The sequence below is a fragment of the Streptomyces albicerus genome, from assembly GCF_008905045.1.
GTDB lineage: Bacteria > Actinomycetota > Actinomycetes > Streptomycetales > Streptomycetaceae > Streptomyces > Streptomyces albicerus.
Map to the genome: position 1 here is coordinate 1 of NZ_VWMY01000118.1, position 21,543 is coordinate 21,543.

The window sequence follows — 21,543 nt, forward strand, 5'->3', positions numbered from 1 at the left end:
GGCGCGCCACCACACGGCACCCCGTCGTGGGCGCGGACGGGCGGGATCGCTTGGTTCGGTGTGACCGTGGGACCGGCCCGGATTCAGTGCCGTTTGTATTTCTCCCGCTAGTTCGGGAAGCTAGCATCACATTCATGCGCGGCAACGGATATTTAAGTCCGCTGCATTGGCAGTGCACTCAGGCACAATGACCTTTCCGGCTGCGGCCGTTGGAATTCAAGAAGCTACCTGGTAAGAGAGGCGCCATGTACGACGTGATTGTCATAGGTGCCCGTTGCGCGGGTTCGCCGACGGCCATGCTCTTTGCGCAGCAGGGTTATCGCGTCCTGCTCCTGGAGAAAGCACGGTTCCCGCAGGACACGCTGTCCTCGCACTACATTCATACGCAGGGCGTGGCGCTGCTCAATCGGTGGGGGCTGCTCGACAAGCTCCGCGACGCGGGCTGCCGGCCGATCAGCCATCAGAGCTACGAGGCGCCCGGTGTCCGCATCGACGGCTTCTCCCTGCCGATCGACGGCCAGCGGACCACGTACGCACCGAGGCGGTACGTACTCGACCCGATCCTCGCGGACGGTGCCGTGGCGGCCGGCGTGGAGTTCCGGGAGTCCTGTGCGGTCAACGATCTGGTGTTCGAGGGTGACCGGGTCGTCGGGGTGCGGTACACGACGCCCGGCGGAGCCCAGGCGACGGACCGGGCGCGCCTTGTCGTCGGCGCGGACGGCATGCGGTCGCTGGTGGCCCGCAAGGTCGGCGCGCCGAACGTCATCGAGCACCCGCGGATGACCTGCACCTACTACAGCTACTGGGCCGGGGTTCCCTCGCACTTCGAGCTGTACGAGCGGCCGGGGCGCTGGATCGGTGTCATCCCCACCAACGACGACCTCACGCTGCTCATGGCCTACTTCCCGCAGGACGAGTTCTCCGAGATCCGCAAGGCGGTGGAACCTGCCTACCTCGATGCCTTCCGCACGACGGCGCCCGAGGTGTACGAGCGGATGTCGGCGGGCGAGCGCGTGGAGCAGCTGTACGGCACCGGGCACCAGGAGAACTACTTCCGCAAGGCCTTCGGGCCCGGGTGGGCACTGGTCGGTGACGCGGTGAACCACAAGGACTCCATCACCGCCCGCGGTATCACCGAAGCCTTCGTCCAGGCCCAGTCGCTCACCGACCACATCGCGGAGCGGTTGCACGACGACGCGGCGCTCGAGGACGCGCTGCAGGCTTACGAGGACGACCTGGACGACGACGCCCTCAGCCACTATCAGGGGGCGCTCAACGTGGCCGAGCTCAAGCCCGAGGGGCGAGCCGAGTTGCTGCGGAAACTGGTCGGTCACCAGGAGCTGGTCGACCGGTACTTCTCGACGCTGTCGGGCGCCTGCTCCATCGACGACTTCTACAACACCGAACTCTTGACGCTGCTCGATCAGAGCTGAGTGACGGCTCGCTCCCTGGTAGTTCTGCCGATATTGGAGACACAATGATCCCGTTGTCGTTCGCGCAGCGTCGACTGTGGTTCGTGGACCGGTTCGAAGGCCCTTCGCCGACCTACAACGGCGTTCTCGCCCTGCGGCTGACGGGTGAGCTGGACGTGGGCGCACTGCAGGCGGCGCTCCGCGACGTCGTCGACCGGCACGAGGCCCTTCGTACGGTCATCGTCGAGGACGACGACGGCGTCCCGCACCAGCGGGTGCTGACCTTGGGTCAGAAGCCGTTCGGCATGCGGGTCGTCGAGGCCGCGACGGAGGAGGAGCGGGCGGCGGCGGTCGACGAGGCGGCCACCGGGACCTTCGACCTGGCCGCCGACGTGCCGATCCGCGCCAAGCTGGTGCGGTGCGGACCGCGCGAGCACACCCTGGTGCTGGTGATGCACCACATCGCCGTGGACGGGGAGTCCTTCAGGCCGATGTGCCGCGATCTCATCACCGCCTACGCGGCCCGCCAAGAGGGCAGGGCTCCGGCGTGGGAGCCGCTCCCGGTGCAGTACGCGGACTACACGCTGTGGCAGCGGGACGTGCTCGGTGACGAGTCCGATCCGCACAGCCTGGCAGCCAGGCAACTGGAGTACTGGCGGCAGACCTTGGCCGATCTGGCGCAGCCGCTGGCGTTGCCCACCGATCGCCCGCGCCCGAAGACGATGAGCCACCACGGCGACATGGTCCCGTTCTCCATCGACCCCGACCTGCTTCGGTCCGTGGAGAAGCTCGCCGCGCAAGCGGACACCACGGTCTCGATGGTCATGCACTCCGCCCTGGCGGTCCTCCTGCACCACCTCGGCTGCGGTGACGACGTGCCCATCGGCGCACCGATCGCGGGTCGCACCGATGAAGAGCTGCGCGAGCTCGTCGGGTTCTTCGTCAACACCTGGGTACTGCGCGTCGACCTCTCCGGGAACCCGACCTTCCGCGAGTTGCTCCAGCGGGTGCGGGAGCGGTCCCTCGCCGCGTACGACAACCAGGACATGCCGTTCGAGCGGCTGGTGGAGCTGCTGAACCCGGACCGGTCCACCGCCTACAACCCCCTCTTCCAGGTGATGCTCGCCTGGCAGCCGTCCATACCGGAACTGGAATTCCCCGGCCTCGCCGCCCAGTCCGAGCGGCTTGAGACCAGAACAGCCAAGTTCGACCTGTTCTTCGACCTGATCCCGAGCAGCTCGGGCGGGGCGCGATGCCGTCTGGAGTACCGCACCGACCTGTTCGACAGGGACACCGTCGAGGGCATCGCGAACCGCTTCGTCCGCGTGCTGAGCCGGCTCGTGGCCGACGCGGAACGCAGGATCGGCGGCATCGACGTACTCGACGCGGCCGAGCGGGACCGGCTGCTCACCGAGTTCAACGACACCGCCACGGCGGTGCCCGAACTGACGGTCCCGGAGCTGTTCGAAAGCCAGGTCGCCAGGACGCCGGAGGCCCCGGCAATCGTGTGCGACGACCGGACACTGACTTACCGGGAGCTGGACGAGCGGGCCAACGGCGTCGCCTGGGAGCTGGTGCGCCGTGGCGCCGGGCCGGAGGACCTGGTGGTCCTCGCGCTGCCGCGCACGGAGGACCTGGTGGCCGGGCTGCTCGGCATCCTCAAGTCCGGTGCCGGGTACCTGCCGATGGACCCGCAGTACCTCGCCGGGCGGGCCGAGAGCGTGCTGTCCGAAGCACACCCGCGCTTCGTGGTCACCGACACCAAGACGTCACAGGACCTGCCGCCGAACGACATGTCGAGCATCAACCTCGATGACCGCGCGCAGTGGGACCCGCCCGAGAAGACGCTGGACGACGCGGGCCGGATCTCGCCGCTCGGCCCGGACAACCTGGCGTACGTGATGTACACCTCCGGCTCCACGGGCAAGCCGAAGGGTGCGGCGATCACCCACCGGAGCGTCGTCAACGGGGTGCGGGAACTGGTGCGCGTCCTCGACGCGCCGCCCGGGTGGCGGATGCTGGCCGGCACCTCGGTGAACTTCGACGTCTCGGTCTTCGAGCTGCTGGCCACCCTGTCCACCGGCGGCACGGCCGAGGTGGTGGCGAACGCGCTGGTGCTCGGCGAGCGGGAGCGCTGGGACGGCCACGTGATCAGCGCGGTCCCTTCGGTGCTCGGGGAACTGGTGGGCCACCTGGAGAAGGCGACTGACGTGCGCACGGTCGTGTTCGCGGGCGATGTGCTCCCGGCCCGGCTGGTGCGGCAGGTGCGCGAGGCCCTGCCCGGCGTGCAGATCGTGAACTCCTACGGGCAGAGCGAGAGTTTCTACGCCACCACGTTCGACCTCACGGCGTCCGAGGAATTGGCGGACAGCGACGTCGCGCCGATCGGTACCCCGCTGGGCAACATGCGTGCCTACGTGCTCGGCCCGGGACTGGCCCCGGTGCCGCAGGGCGCGGTCGGTGAGCTGTATGTGGGCGGGACCTGCCTCGGCCGTGGCTACCATGGCCGGCCGGGCCTGACCGCCGAGCGCTACGTGGCCAGCCCGTTCGGCCCCGCGGGCGAGCGGATGTACCGCACGGGCGACCTGGCCCGCTGGAACGCGCAGGGTCAGTTGGAGTGCCTCGGCCGCGGCGACGGCCAGGTGAAGGTGCGCGGCTTCCGCATGGAGACGGCCGAGGTCGAAGCCGCGCTCACCGCGCACCCGGGGATCAGCGAGACGGTCGTGATCAGCCGCGATGTGCCCTCGGGCGGGCGGCGGCTCGTCGCGTATGTGGTGTACACCGGAGAGGGAGCCGTCGGTGACGACGGCGCCGGCGGTATCGGCGACGTGGATGTGCAGTCCGGGGCTTCGGCCGCCGAGCTGCGCAAGTTCGTCGCCACGCGGCTGCCCGACTACATGGTGCCGTCGGCCTTCGTGGCCCTGGGCCGGCTTCCGCTCGGGCCGACCGGCAAACTGGACCGCTCGGCGCTGCCCGAACCGGAGTTCCTGGGCGAGGCCTACCGGGAGCCGCGCACCGAGCCCGAGAAGATCATCACCGCGGCGTACGCGGACGTGCTCGGTGTGGAGCGGGTCGGCATCGACGACGACTTCTTCGCGGTGGGCGGGGACAGCCTGCGCTCCATCCAGGTGGTCGCCCGGGCCCGGGCGAGGGGCCTGGAGCTCACCACCCGGGAGATCTTCGAGTGCCGCACGGCGGCCCGGCTCGCCGAGGTGGCCTCCACCCGCCAGGAGCGGGTGCCCGTGCTCACCGAGGACGAGGGCGGCGGCGTCGGACCGATGCCGTTGCAGCCGGTGGCGCGGCAGGTGTTCGAGCACGGCGGCGGCACGAACCGGTTCGCCATGTCGATGGTCCTCGAGCTGCCCGCGGGCATCGACGCCGGCGGCCTGGCCGCGACGCTGGACGCCGTGCTCGACCGGCACGACCTGCTGCGCGCGCAGCTGGTGCGCGGCGACGAGCTCTCCCTCGTCGCGCGTGCGCAGGGCACTGTGCGCGCGGCGGACCTGATCCGCCGGGTCGACTGCGACGGGCGGTGGGACGAGCCGTCCTTGCTCCAGGCGGCGAAGGCGGAGCTGGACGACGCGGTCGGCCGGCTCGACCCGCAAGCCGGGACCATGGCGGACTTCGTCTGGTTCGCCCCGCCCTCGGGTGCGGGCCGGCTGCTCGTGGTGCTGCACCACTTGGTGGTGGACGGCGTCTCCTGGCGCATCCTCATGTCGGACTTCGCCGAGGCGTGGCAGCAGGTCCGCTCCGGCCAGGCGCCCGAGCTGCCCGCGGTCGGCACATCGGCCCGCCGCTGGGCGTCGGCGCTTCAGGACGAGGCGCACGCCGAGCAGCGGGAAGCGGAACTGGCGTACTGGCGGGACCTGCTCGAGGCGCCCAACCCGCCGCTGGGCACGCGGGCGTTCGACCCGGCGGTGGATGTGTGGTCCACGGTCGACACCGTGCGGGTGGAGCTGCCCGCCGAGGTCACCGAAGCGGTGCTGACCAGGCTTCCCGCGGCGTATCGGGGCACCGGGACCGACGTGCTGCTCGCCGCGCTCGCCCTGGCGGTGAACCGGTGGCGCGGCGCGGACACCTCGACCCTGGTCCGCCTGGAGGGGCACGGCCGCGAGGAGGACGTCGTCCCCGGGGCCGACCTCTCCCGGACCATCGGGTGGTTCACCAGCATGTACCCGGCCCGGGTCGATGTGCGGGGAGTGGACCTGGCCGATGTGCTGGCCGGCGGCCCCGCGGCCGGAAAGGCGGTCAAGCTGGTCAAGGAGCAGCTGCGCCAGGTCCCGGACAAGGGCATGGGGTACGGACTGCTGCGCTACCTGAACCCGGAGACCGCCGAGCAGCTCGCCGAGTACCCGGTGCCGCAGATCGGGTTCAACTACCTCGGCCGGATCTCCGACTCCGACGTGCCCGAGCACCTGCGCGCCGACGGGTGGGGACCGGCGTCCTGGTCCGCCGAGCTGATCGCGGCGCCCGACCCCGACCTGCCCGCGCTGTCCGCCCTCGAGGTCAACTCGGTCGCCACGGACACCGCCGACGGCCCCCGGTTGCAGGCCGCCTTCATGTTCCCCACCGGCGTGCTGTCCCGCGAGCGGACCGTGGAACTGGCCGAGCTGTGGGTCGAGGTGCTGCACGGCATGGCCGCGCACGCCGCACGCCCGCAGGCCGGCGGGCTCACGCCCTCGGACGCCCCGCTGGTCTCGGTGCGCCAGGACGACATCGAGACCTGGGAGGAGCGCTACGGCCGGCTGGCCGAGGTGTGGCCGCAGGCCCCGGGCCAGTCCGGCATCCAGTTCCAGGCCGCCCTCGCCGACGGCACCTTCGACGTCTACCACATGCAGTTCGTGCTGCACCTGTCCGGGCACGTGGACCCGGCGCGCATGCGGGCGGCCGGCCAGGCGCTCCTCGACCGGTATCCGAACCTGCGCTCCGCGTTCCTCACCGCGGCCGACGGCGATCCGGTGCAGGTCGTGGCGGAACACGTCGCCCTGCCCTGGCGGCACATCGATCTGACCGGTCGACGCGAAGCCGAGCAGGACGCGGCGCTCGACAAGGCCCTTGCCGACGACCGGGCCGACCGACTCGACCCCCTCCGGCCGCCGCTACTCCGCCTGGCTCTGCTCACCTGCGGTCCGCAGCAGGCCAAACTCATCATCACGGCGCACCACACCCTGTTCGACGGCTGGTCGTCGCCGCTGGTGATCACGGACCTGATCCGGCTGTACTCCCAAGCACACGAACTCGCCCCGGTCCGAAGCTACGGCGACTACTTGGCCTGGCTGTCCACGCGGGACCGGGAGGCCTCGGCCGCCCGGTGGAAGGACGAGCTCGCCGGATTCGACCAGCCGACCCTCGTGGCCCCGAACGCTCCCCTGCAGGAGGCGTCGTCCGCCCTCGGGAGGGTCGAAGTACCGCTGTCGATCGACAAGGGGCGTGAACTCGCCCGGCGCGCCGCGGAACTCGGGGTCACGCTGAACACGCTCCTGCAGGGCGCGTGGGGGATCCTGGTCTCGAAGCTGACCGGGCAGCAGGACGTGGTGTTCGGCGCCGCCGTCAACGGTCGCCCTGCGGAGCTCCCCGGTTCGGAGGAGATGGTCGGCCTGTTCATCAACACCCTGCCGACCAGGGTGTTCTGCCGGCCGGACCACAGCGTGGGCGACCTCATCACCGAGTTGCAGGACCGGCAGACCGCTCTGCTCGACCACCACTACTACGGCCTTGCCGACATCCAGCGCGGCGTCGGGCTCCCCTCCCTGTTCGACACGATCGTCGTGTTCGAGAACTATCCGATCGACCGCGAGGGCATCGTCGACGCGAACAGCGCGGCGGGGTTCACGATCGACGCCATCCGGCCGTTCGCCGGCTCGCACTACCCGCTCACCCTCAACGCCTCCGACCCCTACCTGCGGCTCTCCCTCGACTACCGCAACAACCTCTACGCCCGCGACGAGGCCGAGGAGATCGCCGCCCGGCTCGTCCGGGTGCTCGAGCAGCTGCTCGACGACCCGACCATGCCGGTCGGTGCCGTCGAGGTACTGGCCGAACAGGAGCGGGACTGGCTGGTACGGCGGGTCAACGACACCGCCCATCCGGTGGCCGCGGACACCCTGCCGGGCGCGTTCGAGGCCCAGGCGGAGCGTGACCCCGGCCTCGTCGCCCTGGTCGGCGAGCAGGAGAGGCTGACCTACGAGGAGTTCAACCAGCGCGCGAACCAGCTGGCGCACTGGCTGGTCGAACAGGGCGCGGGCCCCGAGCGGCTGGTCGCGGTGCGTATCCCCCGCTCCGTGGATCTGATGGTGGCGATCTACGCGGTGGTCAAGGCGGGTGCGGCCTACGTGCCGATCGACACCGAGCTGCCTGAGGAGCGGGTGCGTCACGTGCTGGACAGCGCCGAGCCGCTGCTGGTGCTGGATGAGGCGCTGCCGGATGTGTCCGGGTACCCGACGGCGAACCCGCGGCGTGCGCTGGACCCGGACAACGCCGCGTACGTCATCTTCACTTCCGGCTCCACCGGCGGCCCCAAGGGCGTGCAGGTGTCGCACCGGTCCATCATGAACCGGTTGAAGTGGGGACTTGCGCACTTCGACGTCGGTGTCGAGGACCGGGTGCTGCTGAGCACGTCGACGAGTTTCGACGTGTCGGTGCCGGAGCTGTTCGCGCCGCTCCAGGTCGGGGCGGCCGTGGTCATCGCGCGTCCGGACGGGCGCCGGGACCCGGCCTATCTGGCCGAGCTGATCCAGCAGGAGCGGGTGACCGGTGCGGACTTCGTGCCCTCCTTGCTGGAGGCGTTCGTCGCCGAGCCCTCGGCGAAGCAGTGCGAGAGTCTGCGCTGGATCGAGGTCGCGGGCGAGGCGTTCCCGGTCACGCTGGCCAACAGGTTCGCCGAACTGCTGCCCGACTGCGGCGCGCACAACCTCTACGGCCCCACCGAGGCGTCGGTGGAGGTCACGGCCTGGCAGCACGTGCCGGGCACGGACCGGGTGCCGATCGGCGCGCCGGTCTGGAACACCCAGGTGTACGTGCTGGACGCGGCGCTGCGTCCGGTTGCGCCTGGCGTCGCCGGTGAGCTGTACCTGGCCGGCGCCGGTCTGGCGAGGGGGTACCTCGGGCAGACCGCGCTGACCGCGAACCGGTTCGTCGCCTGCCCCTACGGTGCGCCGGGAACCCGCATGTACCGCACCGGCGACCTCGTGCGATGGAACCAGGACGGTCAGGTCGAATACATCGGCCGGACCGACTTCCAGGTCAAGGTCCGCGGGTTCCGCATCGAGCTGGCCGAGGTGGAGTCGGCGCTGACCGCGCACCCGGACGTCGACAGCGCGGTGGTCGTGGTGCGGGAGGACCGCGCCGACGACCAGCGGCTGGTCGCCTACGTGGTGCCGGGAGGCGGCAGGACGGACGCGGCCGCGCTGGATCTCACGGCCCTGACGGACCTGGCCCGGGAGCACTTGCCGGAGTACATGGTCCCCTCGGCGATCGTGCCGCTCGCCGCGTTCCCCACGACACCGAGCGGGAAGCTCGACCGCAACGCACTCCCCGCACCGGACCACACCGAAGCCTCGGCCGGACGAGGGCCGCGCAACCACAACGAGGAAGTTCTCTGCCGACTGTTCGCCGAGCTGCTCGGTGTGGACGAGGCCGGCATCGACATCGACTTCTTCGACCACGGTGGGCATTCGCTGCTGGCCACCCGGCTGATCGGCCGCATACGCAGCGAGCTCAACGCCGACGTGAAGGTCACGACGGTGTTCCGCAACCCGACCGTCGCCCAGCTGGCCGTGCACATCGAGAAGCGGGCCACGTCGAAACGTCCCCAGCTGCGACAGATGAACGTACAGGAGAACCGTCGATGATCCCGTTGTCCTTTGCCCAGAGCCGGATGTGGATCCTCCACAAGCTGGAAGGCCCGTCCGCGACCTACAACGTCCCCTTTGTGCTGCGCCTGGAAGGGACACTGGACACGACGGCCCTGGCCGCGGCGGTGACGGATGTCACCGACCGGCACGAGAGCCTGCGCACCCTGGTCGTTGAGGACGCGGACGGCACGGCGGAGCAGCGGATCCTGCCTCCGGAGGAGGCGGCCTTCCCCTTCCGCGTGGCCGACGTGGCCGCGGACGCGGTGGACGCCGCACTGCACGAGGCCGCATGCGAGCCGTTCGACCTGGACACGGAGCTTCCCCTGCGGACGACCGTGCTGCGGATCGCTCCGCAGGAGCACGTCCTGGTGTTCGTGTTCCACCACATAGCCGCGGACGGGTCGTCGGTGGCGCCGTTCATCAGGGACCTGGTGTCGGCGTACACGGCCCGCCACCGCGGCAGCGCACCGCAGTGGACGCCGTTGCCGGTGCAGTACAAGGACTACACGCTGTGGCAGCGGCAGCTGCTGGGTGACGAGGCTGACCCGGAGAGCACCGCGGCGGAGCAAATCGCCTACTGGAAGAAAGAGCTGGCCGAGGTGCCGCAGCCGCTGCAGCTGCCGTTGGACAGGCCACGGCCGGCGTCGGCCAGCCACCGCGGCGGCGAGGTCCCCTTCGAGCTGGCACCTGAGCTGATGTCCCGGCTGCACAAGCTGGCCGCGGACCGCGGTGCCACGGCGCCGATGGTGGCTCAGGCCGCCCTGGCGGTGCTGCTGCACAAGCTGGGTGCGGGGGAGGACGTGCCGATCGGCAGTCCGATCGAAGGGCGCGGGGATGAGCAACTCAACGATCTGATCGGGTTCTTCGTCAACACCTGGGTGCTGCGCGCCGACCTGTCGCGGAACCCGTCGTTCGGCGATCTGCTGGAGCAGGTGCGGGACAAGGCCCTCACCGCGTACGACAACCAGGACATACCGTTCGAGCGGCTGGTGGAGCTGCTCAACCCGGACCGCACCACCGCGTACATGCCGCTGTTCCAGACGGCGCTGGGCTGGCAGTTCGTGTGGGGCGAGATCGAGATGCCCGGTCTGCGGGTCACCCCCGTCCCGGTGGGCACCGGCACCGCGAAGTTCGACCTGCTCTTCAACATCGTCCCGAACGCGTCCGGGGGCACGCACGGGCTGCTGGAGTACGCGACGGACCTGTTCGACCACACCACGGCCGAACGCATCGTCGACCGGTTCGTGCGCATCTTGGAGCAGGTGCTCGCGGACCCTTCGGCCCCGATCGGCGCCATCGAGGTGCTGTCGGCGCAGGAGCGGGACTGGTTGCTGCGGGGCGCCAACGACACGCTCGCGGCAGTGCCGGAGCGGACCGTCGACGCGCTCTTCGCCGAGCGGGCCGCTGCGACGCCGGACGCGGTGGCGGTGGTGCGTGGCGACGTGGCAATGACGTATCGGGAGGTGGACGAGCGGGCCAATCGGCTGGCGCGGGTGTTGACCGCACGGGGGGTGGGGCCCGAGTCGGTGGTGGCCGTGGCGGTGTCCCGATCGCCGGAGTGGGTCGTGGCGATCTTGGGGGTGCTGAAGGCGGGTGGGGCGTATCTGCCGGTGGATCCCGCCTATCCGGCGGAGCGCGTGGCGTTCATGGTGGCGGATTCCGGCGCGGTGCTGGTGATCGAGGACGCGGTCTCGGCGGGGCAGATGCCGGAGCTGTCCGTGCCCCTGATCCGCCTGGATGACCCGGACACGGCCGCGGCGCTGGCCGGTGCCGACCCGGGCCCCGTGACCGACGCCGACCGGCGCGGCCCGGTTGCGACGGCCAATACGGCGTATGTGATCTACACCTCGGGTTCGACCGGGACGCCGAAGGGGGTGGCGGTCAGTCACTCGGGAATGGCCGGCTTGGTCGCCACGGAGGTCGAGCGGCTCGAGGTGACGCCGGCCAGCCGGGTGTTGCAGTTCGCCTCGCCGAGCTTCGACGCCTCGCTGTGGGAGTGGGGCATGTCGCTGCTGGCTGGAGCGAGGTTGGTGCTGGCCGGCCCGGACGAGCTGGCCGCGGGCGAGCCGCTGATCGAGACGATCGCCGCGCACGGGGTGACGCATGCGACGTTGCCGCCGGCGGTGCTGGCAGCGTTGCCGGCGGCATCGCTGCCGAGTGTCGAGACGTTGGTGGTCGGGGGTTCGGCGCCCACGCCGGAGCTGGTGGCGCAGTGGTCGGCCGGGCGGCGGATGATCAACGGCTATGGCCCGACGGAGATCACGGTGTGCGCCGCCATGAGCACGGCGCTGGAGGGCGACGGCCGTACACCGCCGATCGGCCGGCCGATCGCCAACACCCAGGTATATGTGCTGGACACGGCGCTGCGCCCGGTCGCGTCCGGGGTCGCCGGTGAGCTCTACATCGCCGGCCCGGGGCTCGCCCGGGGCTACCTCGGGCAGACCGCGCTGACCGCGAACCGCTTTGTCGCCTGCCCCTATGGTGCGCCGGGAACCCGGATGTACCGCTCCGGGGACCTGGTGCGGTGGAACAAGGACGGCCAGCTCGAGTACCTCGGCCGAACCGACTTCCAGGTCAAGATCCGCGGTTTCCGGATCGAGCTGGGGGAGATCGAGCACGCGCTGACGTCGCACCCTGGTGTGGCGCAGGCAGCTGCCGTGGTGCGGGAGACTCCGCAGGGCGACAAGCAGCTCGTGGGGTATCTGGTGCCCAAGCCGTATGCCACAGCGGCTGTTGCCGACGCTCAGGTGGATGAGTGGCGCGACCTCTACGACGACAGCTATGCCGAATCCAGCGAGGAAACGCTGGGCGACGACTTCCAGGGCTGGAACTCCAGCTACACCGGTGAGCCGATCCCGCTCGAGCAGATGAGGGAGTGGCAGGACGCCGCGGTGGCACAGGTGCTGCGGTTCGCGCCGCGGCGGGTCCTCGAGATCGGTGTGGGTTCCGGTCTGCTCCTCGCGAAGATCATCGGCGGAGTCGAGGAGTACTGGGGCACCGATATCTCGGCCACGGTGGTGGACCGGGTCCGGGCCCAGGCCGAGCAGGCCGGATACGGTGACCGCGTCCGGGTGAGCGCCCAACCGGCCGACGACATGTCCGGGCTGCCTCACGGCCGGTTCGACACCGTCGTGCTCAACTCCGTGGTGCAGTACTTCCCGAACGTCGAGTACCTGGACCAGGTGCTGCGCCGGCTGATGGAACTCCTCGAGCCGGGCGGCCGCGTCATCGTCGGTGACGTCCGCAACGCCGCGACACGCAGCCTCATGCAGACCGCGGTGCAGCGTGCGGCACACCCGCACGCCTCGCACGAAGAGTTGCGGACGCTGGTGCAGAGGGAACTGCTGGCCGAGCGGGAACTGGCCATCGCCCCGGAGTGGTTCACCGAGTGGGCAGCAGACGATTCCGTCGCGGTCGACATCCGGTTGAAGCCCGGGCAGGCGCACAACGAGCTGACCCGGCACCGCTACGAGGTCGTCCTGCACAAGCAGCCGGCAGACATGGTCGACGTGGCCGGCGCGCCGTCGGTGCTGTGGGGCCGGGACGTGCACGACCTGACCGGCCTGGGCCGCTGTGCGGACCGGGCGGGCGGCCCGGTGCGGGTGACCGGGATACCCAACGCGCGTCTGGCCGAGGAGGTCGCCCTGACGGTTGCGACAGGCCTCCTCGACCCGGCGCCCCAGCCCGGCGAACCGGTCGATCCGCAGGAACTGCTCCAGTGGGCACGCGAGCACGGCCGGGACGCGGTTCCCACCTGGTCGGGCGAGGACACGCGGTACTTCGACGCGGTGCTGCTGCCCGAGCAGCGGAATGTCTCGGGTCTGTTTGCTCCCAGCGGTACGGGCGGGCGGGTCCGGGCGAACAACCCCGCGCTGGCCAGGTCGATCGGGCCGTTGCTCCTCGAGCTGCCCGAGTACCTGCGTGAGCGCCTGCCCGACTACATGGTCCCTCCCGCGTTCGTGCCGCTTTCGGAGCTGCCGCTGACTCCGAACGGGAAACTGAACCACCGGGCACTGCCCGCGCCGGACTACGGGCAGGTGTCGACCGGTCGGGCACCGCGCAATCACGTCGAGGAGACCCTCAGCACGCTGTTCGCCGAAGTGCTCGGCGTGGACAGCGTCGGCATCGACAACGACTTCTTCGCCAACGGCGGGGACAGCATTCGCTCCATCCAGATCGTCGCGCGGGCCAGGGCGCGTGGCATCGAGGTCAGCACGCGGGAGATCTTCGAGCGCCGCACGGTCGCCCGGCTCGCGGAACTGGTCGAAGGACGCGAAGAGGAACGGGTGACCCTGGCCGAACTGCCGGGGGGCGGCACGGGATGGGTTCCGCTGATGCCGACGGCGAAGCATGTGCTCGCGCTCGGTGGTGGCCTTGACCGGCTCTGCATGTCCACGATGCTGAGCCTGCCCGAGGGCATCGACCGTGCGGGCCTGGTGGCGACGGTGCAGGCCGTGCTCGACCGGCACGATGTGTTGCGTTCCCGACTCGACCGGACGCAGCAGGGCCTGTCGATCGAGCCGGCCGGCAGCATGGACGCCGGCGCGCTGCTGCGGGAAGTCCCCTACGGCGACGCCGATGCGCACGCCGAGCTGGATGCGGCCGCGGACCGGCTGGACCCGGACGCGGGCGTCATGGCGCAGTTCGTGTGGTTCACCTCCGACACGGACACGGACCGGTTGCTGATCGTGCTGCACCACCTGGTCGTCGACGGGGTCTCGTGGCGGCTCCTCGTACCGGACCTGGTCTCGGCCTGGCAGCAGGTCCGGGACGGCCGCACTCCGGAGCCGGCCGGGTCAGGTACCTCGTTGCGCCGCTGGGCGCATGCCCTGGTCGAAGAGGCGGCCAGTCCGCAGCGGGTGGCGGAACTGCCCGTGTGGCAGCAGATCCTGCGCGCGGACGAGCCGGTACTCGGAGCACGGGAACTGGACCCGGCGCGGGATGTCGCCGCCACCGTGGACACGGTGCGCATCCAGGTGCCGGCCGACGTCACCAGGACCGTGCTGAACATGGGGCCCGCGATCTTCCGGGGCGGTGTCGACGACGCGCTGCTGGCCGCTCTGGCGCTGGCGGTGGCCCGCTGGCGTCAGACGCGGGGCGTGCCCGCATCCTCGACGCTTGTCCGGCTGGAAGGGCACGGCAGGGAAGAGGAGGCGGTGCCCGGCGCGGATCTGTCGAGCACGATCGGGTGGTTCACCGCGATGTATCCGGTGTGCCTTGACCTGGCCGGTATCGACGTAGCGGACGCGTTCGCCGGTGGTCCGGCCGCCGGCCGGGCGATCAAGGCGGTCAAGGAGCAGTTGCGGGCGGTTCCGGGCGACGGCATCGGCTTCGGCCTGCTGCGCCATCTCAACCCGGAGACCGCCGCCGCGCTGTCCGCGGACCGGGAACCGCAGATCGGGTTCAACTACCTCGGCCGGACTTCCGGCACGGACATTCCCGAGGAACTGCGTGGCCAGGGCTGGGTACCGGACACCACACAGCGGGACCTGATCGCCGCGCCGGACGCGGACATGCCGGCGATGTCGGCGCTGGAGATCAACGCGGTGGCCACCGACACCGGCGCCGGTGACGAACTGACCGCCTACTTCGGCTTCCCGACCGGTGTGCTCTCCCACCAGGAGGTGACCGAGTTGGCCGGGCTGTGGGTCGAGGCACTGACCGCCCTGGCCCGGCACGCCGCGACACCCGAGGCCGGCGGACTGACTCCGTCGGACGTGCCCCTGGTCGCCGTGAGTCAGAAGGAGATCGACACCTGGGAGGCCCGGCTCGGCCACCTGGCCGAGGTGTGGCCGGTGACCCCGGCGCAGTCCGGGATCCTCTTCCATTCGATGCTGGCCGGATCCTCGTTCGACGCCTACCACGTGCAGCTGGTGTTCCATCTCTCCGGTGAGGTCGACCCGGAGCGGATGCGCCGGGCCGGGCAGGCGCTGCTTGAGCGCCACACCAGCCTCCGTGCGGCGTTCGTCAACCGGGCCGACGGCGATCTCGCGATGGTGGTGCCGGCGGAGGGGGTGACCCTGCCGTGGCACTACCTCGACCTGACCGGGCACGGCGAGGCGGAGCGGACCGAGACGTTCGAGCAGTTCCTCGAGCAGGACCGGGCCGCCCACTTCGACGTGGACACCCCACCGCTGGTCCGGCTGGCACTGGTCGCCCTTGAGCCCGGGCGGGCCGAACTCGTGATGACCGCCCACCACGCGCTGTATGACGGCTGGTCCACGCCCTTGCTGATGCAGGACCTGCTGCTGCTCTACGCATCCCACGGCGACGGGACCGGTCTGCCCGGCACGCGGAGCTATGGTGAGTTCCTGGCCTGGTACACCAGGCAGGACCAGGACGAGGCGGCACGGGCGTGGGCGGCCGAGCTCGGCGGGGTCGAGGAGCCGACCCTGCTCGCTCCGGGAGCCGCAAGCGACGACGGCCTCGACCAGATCGAGGTCACCCTCCCGCTCGACGTGTCCGGCGAACTCAACCGGCGCGCCGCCGAACTGGGCGTCACCATCAACACCCTGGTCCAGGGCGCCTGGGCGCTGCTGCTCGGCCAGCTCACCGGCCGCCAGGACCTGGTGTTCGGCGCCACTGTCTCCGGGCGCCCGGCCGCGGTGACGGGCGTCGAGTCGATGGTCGGGATGTTCATCAACACCCTGCCCGTACGTGTGGAGTACGAGCCCGGCGACACCCTCGCCGAGGTCGTCACGCGGCTTCAGGACCGGCAGGCCGGCCTTCTGGAGCACCACCACCACAGCCTCACGCAGATCCAGCAGTCCGTCGGCCTGCAGACCCTCTTCGACACGCTGGTCGTCTTCGAGTCCTACCCGGTCGACCGGGAGGGCATCAGCGCCGCCGGCGAGGCCGCGGACGGAATCGCCTTCACCGGCATGCGCTCGTCCAACGGCACGCACTACCCACTGGCCCTGATGGCGGCGGTCGAGACGAACATCCAGTTCCTCCTCCAGTACGCGCCCGGTGCTCTCGACCGGGACACGGTGGCGGCGTACGCGGCCCGGTTCGTGCGCATCCTGGAACAGCTGGCGGCCACCCCCGAGCTGAAGATCGCGCAGCTCGACGTCCTGGAGCAGGCCGAACGCGACCGACTCCTCGTCGAGTTCAACGACACGGCCGTGCCGACGGCGGACGTCACGATCACCGGCCTCGTCGAGGCACAGGCGGCGCGGACCCCGGACGAGGCCGCCGTGGTCGCCGAGGGCGAGTCGCTCACGTACCGCGAGGTGAACACCCGGGCCGACCGCCTGGCGCGCGAACTGGCCGACCGTGGCGTGGGCCCGGAGTCGCTGGTCGCGGTCTCGCTGCCACGGTCGGCGGACCTGGTGGTCGCCCTGCTCGCGGTCCTGAAGGCGGGCGGCGCGTATCTGCCGGTCGACCCCAGGTACCCCAGCCACCGCCTTGAGGCCATCTTCGAGGAGGCGCGGCCGCGCCTCGTCCTGACGGACCAGGCGACGGTCGGGGTGCTGCCGGAGCACGACGCCCCGGATGTCCTCCTCGACGCGCTCGACCTGTCCAACGACGCCACCGGCCCCGAAATCCCGCTCCACGCACAGCAGTTGGCGTACGTGATGTACACCTCCGGCTCCACGGGCCAGCCCAAGGGCGTCGCCATCCCCCACGAAGGCGTGGCCAACGGCGTGCTGCGGCTCGCCTCCCGATTGGGCATGGCGCCGGGCAAGCGGCTCCTCGCGGGCACGTCGGTCAACTTCGACGTCTCGGCGTTCGAGATCTTCACGACCCTCGCCACCGGCGGCGTCGTCGAACTGGTCCGGGACGTCCTGGCCCTGGGCGAACGGAAGGGCTGGAGCGGCAGCGTCATCTCCACCGTGCCGTCCGCCTTCGCCGAACTCGTCGACGACATCGCCGAGCGCACCAGCGTGGAGACGGTCGTCTTCGCCGGCGAGGCCCTGCCCTCGTCGCTCGTCGAGAAGACACGGGACGCCTTCCCGGGCGTACGGATCGTCAACGCCTACGGGCAGAGCGAATCGTTCTACGCCACCACCTTCACCGTCGGCGGCGATACCCGGGGCCTGACGGGCAGCGCGCCCGTCGGCACCCCGCTCGGCAACATGCGGGCCTACGTCCTTGGCCCCGGCCTGACTCCGGTGCCGCCGGGCGCGGTCGGCGAGCTGTACGTCGGCGGGAAGGTGGGCCGCGGCTACCACGGCCGCGCCGCACTGACCGCCGAGCGCTTCGTCGCCGACCCGTTCGGCCCGACCGGTGCGCGCATGTACCGCACCGGTGACCTGGCCCGCGTCAACGGCGAGGGTCAGCTGGAGTACGTGGGCCGCGGGGACGCGCAGGTCAAGGTGCGCGGCTTCCGCATCGAGCCCGCCGAGGTCGAGGCCGCGCTCACCGCGCACCCCGACGTCGCGCAGGCTGCCGTCCTCGCCCGCGCCGGGCGCGGCAACAGCACCGGCAAGCAGCTGGTCGCCTATGTTGTGCCCGCTGGCACCGGCGACAGCACGACGACCGGCGACCCCGGCGGCCCGGAGACCAAGGAGCTGCCCGCCTTCGTCGCGGAGCGGCTGCCGGACTTCATGGTGCCGTCCGCCTTCGTGGTCCTCGACCGGCTGCCGCTGGCCCCGAACGGCAAGCTGGACCGGGCCGCGCTGCCCGAACCGGAGTACACCGGCGCCGCCTACCGGGCACCCCGCACCGCCCGCGAGGAGACCCTGGCCGCGCTGTTCGCCGAGGTGCTCGGCGTGGACCGGGTCGGCATCGACGACGGCTTCTTCGAACTCGGCGGGCACTCCCTGCTCGCCACCCGCCTGATCAGCCGCGCCCGCGCCGAGCTGGGGATAGAGATCCCCATCCGCAAGATCTTCGACCTGTCGACGGTGACCGCGCTCGCCGCGTGGTCGGAGGAATCGGCTGCGCCCCGTCGCCCCGGCCTGCGCAAGATGTTCGTAGAGGAGTAGAACAATGATTCCGCTGATTCCGCTGTCCTTCGCGCAGCGCCGCATGTGGATCCTGCACCAGATGGAGGGCGGGTCGGAGAACTGGAACATGCCGGCGGCCTTCCGGCTGACCGGATCCCTGGACCAGGCCGCCCTCGCCGCGGCGATCCGCGACGTGGTCGACCGGCACGAGATCCTGCGCACCATCTATGCGACGAACGACGACGGTGAGCTGCACCAGCGCATCCTTCCGACAGCGGAGGCCACGCCGGAGGTGCCGGTCATCGACGTGGCGCCCGAGGACGTGTCCGGCGCGGTCGACGAGGCCATCGCGTACCGGTTCGACCTGGCGGCCGAAATCCCGCTCCAGGTGCGCCTGTTCCGCTGCTCACCCCAGGAGCACGTCCTGGTCCTGGTCATCCACCACATCGCCACGGACGGCAGCTCGGGCGCGCCGCTGGTACGGGACCTGACCACGGCCTACACCGCCCGCCGGGAGGGTCGGGCACCGGCGTGGGAGCCGCTGCCGGTGCAGTACAAGGACTACACGATGTGGCAGCGCGAGCTGCTCGGCGACGTCGCGGACCCGGACAGTCTCGCCGCGCAGCAGGTCGAGTATTGGCGCAAGGAACTGGCCGGGGTGCCGCAGCCGCTGAATCTGCCACTGGACCGCCCACGGCCCGTGCAGGCGAGTGGGCGCGGCGCCACGGTCGGCTTCACGGTGGAGCCGGAGGTGGCGGCCGGGCTGCGGAAGCTGGCCGATGAGCGCGGGGCGACCATGTCGATGGTCCTGCACGCCGCGCTGGCGGTACTGCTGCGCAAGCTCGGCGGCGGCAACGACGTGACGATCGGCAGCTCGATCGCCGGGCGGACCGACGAGGCGCTGGCCGATCTGGTCGGGTTCTTCGTCAACACGCAGGTGCTGCGGGTGGACCTCTCCGGTGACCCGTCGTACACCGATCTGCTGACACAGGTGCGAGACAAGTCGCTGGCGGCCTACGAGCATCAGGACGTGCCGTTCGACACGTTGGTCGAGGCGATCAACCCCGAACGCTCCGCGGCCTACCAGCCGCTGTTCCAGGTGATGCTCGGCCTGCAGAACTATGCGAGGCCGGACCTTGAACTTGCCGGACTCACCCTGGAAGTCGAGCAGACCACCCCCACGACCTCCAAGGTCGACCTGTTCTTCAACATGGCCACGGACGACTCGGGGGCGCTGCGGGGCGACATCTCCTACGCGACCGACGTGTTCGACCGGGAGACGGTCGAGGCCATCGGCGCTCGGTTCGCGCGTGCCCTGGAGCAGCTGGTCGCCGACCCGGGCATGTGCGTCGGGGATGTCGACGTGCTGAGCGCGGGGGAGCGGCAGCACCTGGTGGTGGAGGTGAACGACACCGCCGAGCCGACCCTGGAGCTGGTGGAGGCGGTGCGCCGGCAGGTACGGGCGACACCGGAGGCTCTCGCCATCATCGGCGAGGAGGAGTCGCTCACCTACCAGGAGCTGGAAGCGCGGTCGAACAGGCTGGCGCACTGGCTGGCCGACCGCGGTGTGCGGACGGAGTCGCGGGTCGCCGTGTGCCTGCCCCGGACCGTGAACCTGGTGGTGGCACTCCTCGCGGTGATCAAGGCCGGCGGAGCCTACGTTCCGATCGATCCGGACCACCCGCGTTCCCGGATCGACTACATCCTTGGGCACGCGGATCCGCTGCTGGTGCTCGACGCCGAGGCGCTGGCCGGCGTGGACTGGTCGGCGTACCCGGATACGGCACCGGAGGTGGCCGTCCGGCCGGAGAACGCCCAGTACGTGATCTACACGTCGGGGTCGACGGGCAGGCCGAAGGGCGTGGCGATCCCGCGCGGCGCGGTGGCGAACTACCTGGCCACCAATCAGCGGCGGTTCCCGCTGTCGGCCGCGGACCGGATGCTGTTCAGCACGACCGTGGCCTTCGACATGGCCAACACCGAGTTGTACCAGCCGTTCATTTCCGGCGCGACCATGGTGATGGCGGGCAAGGACACCGTCACCGACCCGTCGGCCGTGCTGGAGCTGATACGCCGCCACGGGGTCACCGCGGTACAGGCCACGCCCGCCTTCTGGCAGATGCTGTTGATGCACGATCCGAACGCCGCGAAGGGTCTGCGGATCATCATCGGCGCGGAGGCGGTGCCGGTACGCCTGGCCGAGACGCTGGCGACGCAGGCCGCCGAAGTGTTCAACATGTACGGCCCGACCGAGACGGTGACGTGGTGCACCGAGGCGCGCGTGAAGGTGGGGGAGGGCGCGCCGATCGGGAGGCCGGTCGGGAACATCCAGGTGTACGTGCTCGACTCGCGGTTGCGCCCGGTGCCGGGCGGGGTGCCGGGCGAGCTGTACATCGCCGGGGCCGGGACGGCCCGCGGCTACCAGGGCCGGCCGGAGCTGACCTCGGAGCGGTTCGTGGCGTGCCCGTTCGGCCCGGCCGGCGCCCGGATGTACCGCACCGGGGACCTGGTGCGCTGGGACAGCAACGGCCAGCTGGAGTACATCGAGCGCACCGACTTCCAGGTGAAGATCCGGGGTTTCCGGATCGAGCTGGGGGAGATCGAACATGTGCTGACCGGGCATCCCGGCGTGGCGCAGGCGGCGGCCGTGGTGCGGGAGAACCAGGACGGCGACAAGCGCATCGTGGGCTATGTGATGCCCGAGCCCGATGCCGCTAAGGCCGATGGCGGTGTCCAGGCGCTGCTCGCCGAGCTGCCCGAATACCTGCGGGGGCGTCTCCCGGACTACATGGTGCCCGCCACGCTGATCCCGCTCTCGGAGGTCCCGCTGACCCCGAACGGAAAGCTCGACCGCGGAGCACTGCCGTCCGAGGACACGAACGCCGCGGTCAGCCGGGAGCCGCGCAACTCCCACGAAGAGAAGATGTGCGCCCTCTTCGGCGAGCTGCTCGGCGTCGAGCGGGTGGGTATCGACGACGACTTCTTCGCGCTGGGCGGGCACTCGCTCCTGGCCACCCGGCTCAGCGCCCGCATCCGCGGCGAGTTCGGCATCGACATGCCCCTCAGGACGATCATCAAGTACCCCACGGCGGGCGAGCTGGTCGCGCTGCTGCTCGTCGCCACTCCCGCGGAATCCTCCGACTCGCTCGCCGTCGTGCTGCCGTTGGCCGGCGATCCCGGTACGGGCAAGCCGCCGCTGTGGTTCTTCCACGGAGGAGGCGGCCTTGGCTGGACGTACTTCAGCTTCGTGTCCTACGTACAGGACCGGCCGTCCTATGCCCTGCAGGCCCGTGGCTCCGACGGCGTGGACACGCTGGCGGGGTCGGTGGAGGAGATGGTCGAGGACTACGTCACCGAGATGCTGAAGATCCAGCCGGAGGGGCCCTT

4 protein-coding genes are annotated in these 21,543 nt (G+C 70.7%); all 4 read left to right on the plus strand.

Translation table 11 applies throughout. The annotated features are described in order from the left end of the window. Nucleotides 1-245 precede the first annotated feature (245 nt). Nucleotides 246-1,433, plus strand: coding sequence for an NAD(P)/FAD-dependent oxidoreductase (locus GAS53_RS51285; RefSeq protein ID WP_151484723.1), 1,188 nt, complete (start codon nt 246-248; stop codon nt 1,431-1,433). A 44-nt stretch (nt 1,434-1,477) separates the two neighbouring features. After that, nucleotides 1,478-9,262: a non-ribosomal peptide synthetase gene (locus tag GAS53_RS51290; RefSeq protein WP_151484724.1), complete on the plus strand. Its 7,785-nt coding sequence runs from the start codon at nt 1,478-1,480 to the stop codon at nt 9,260-9,262. Continuing rightward, nucleotides 9,259-18,195, plus strand: a complete 8,937-nt coding sequence (locus GAS53_RS51295; protein WP_151484725.1) for a non-ribosomal peptide synthetase — start codon at nt 9,259-9,261, stop codon at nt 18,193-18,195. Before GAS53_RS51290 ends, GAS53_RS51295 begins: the two co-directional genes overlap by 4 nt. Before the next feature lie 4 nt (nt 18,196-18,199). After that, on the plus strand, nt 18,200-21,543 hold a 3,344-nt coding region (locus tag GAS53_RS51300), incomplete at its 3' end, for a non-ribosomal peptide synthetase (protein ID WP_225859642.1).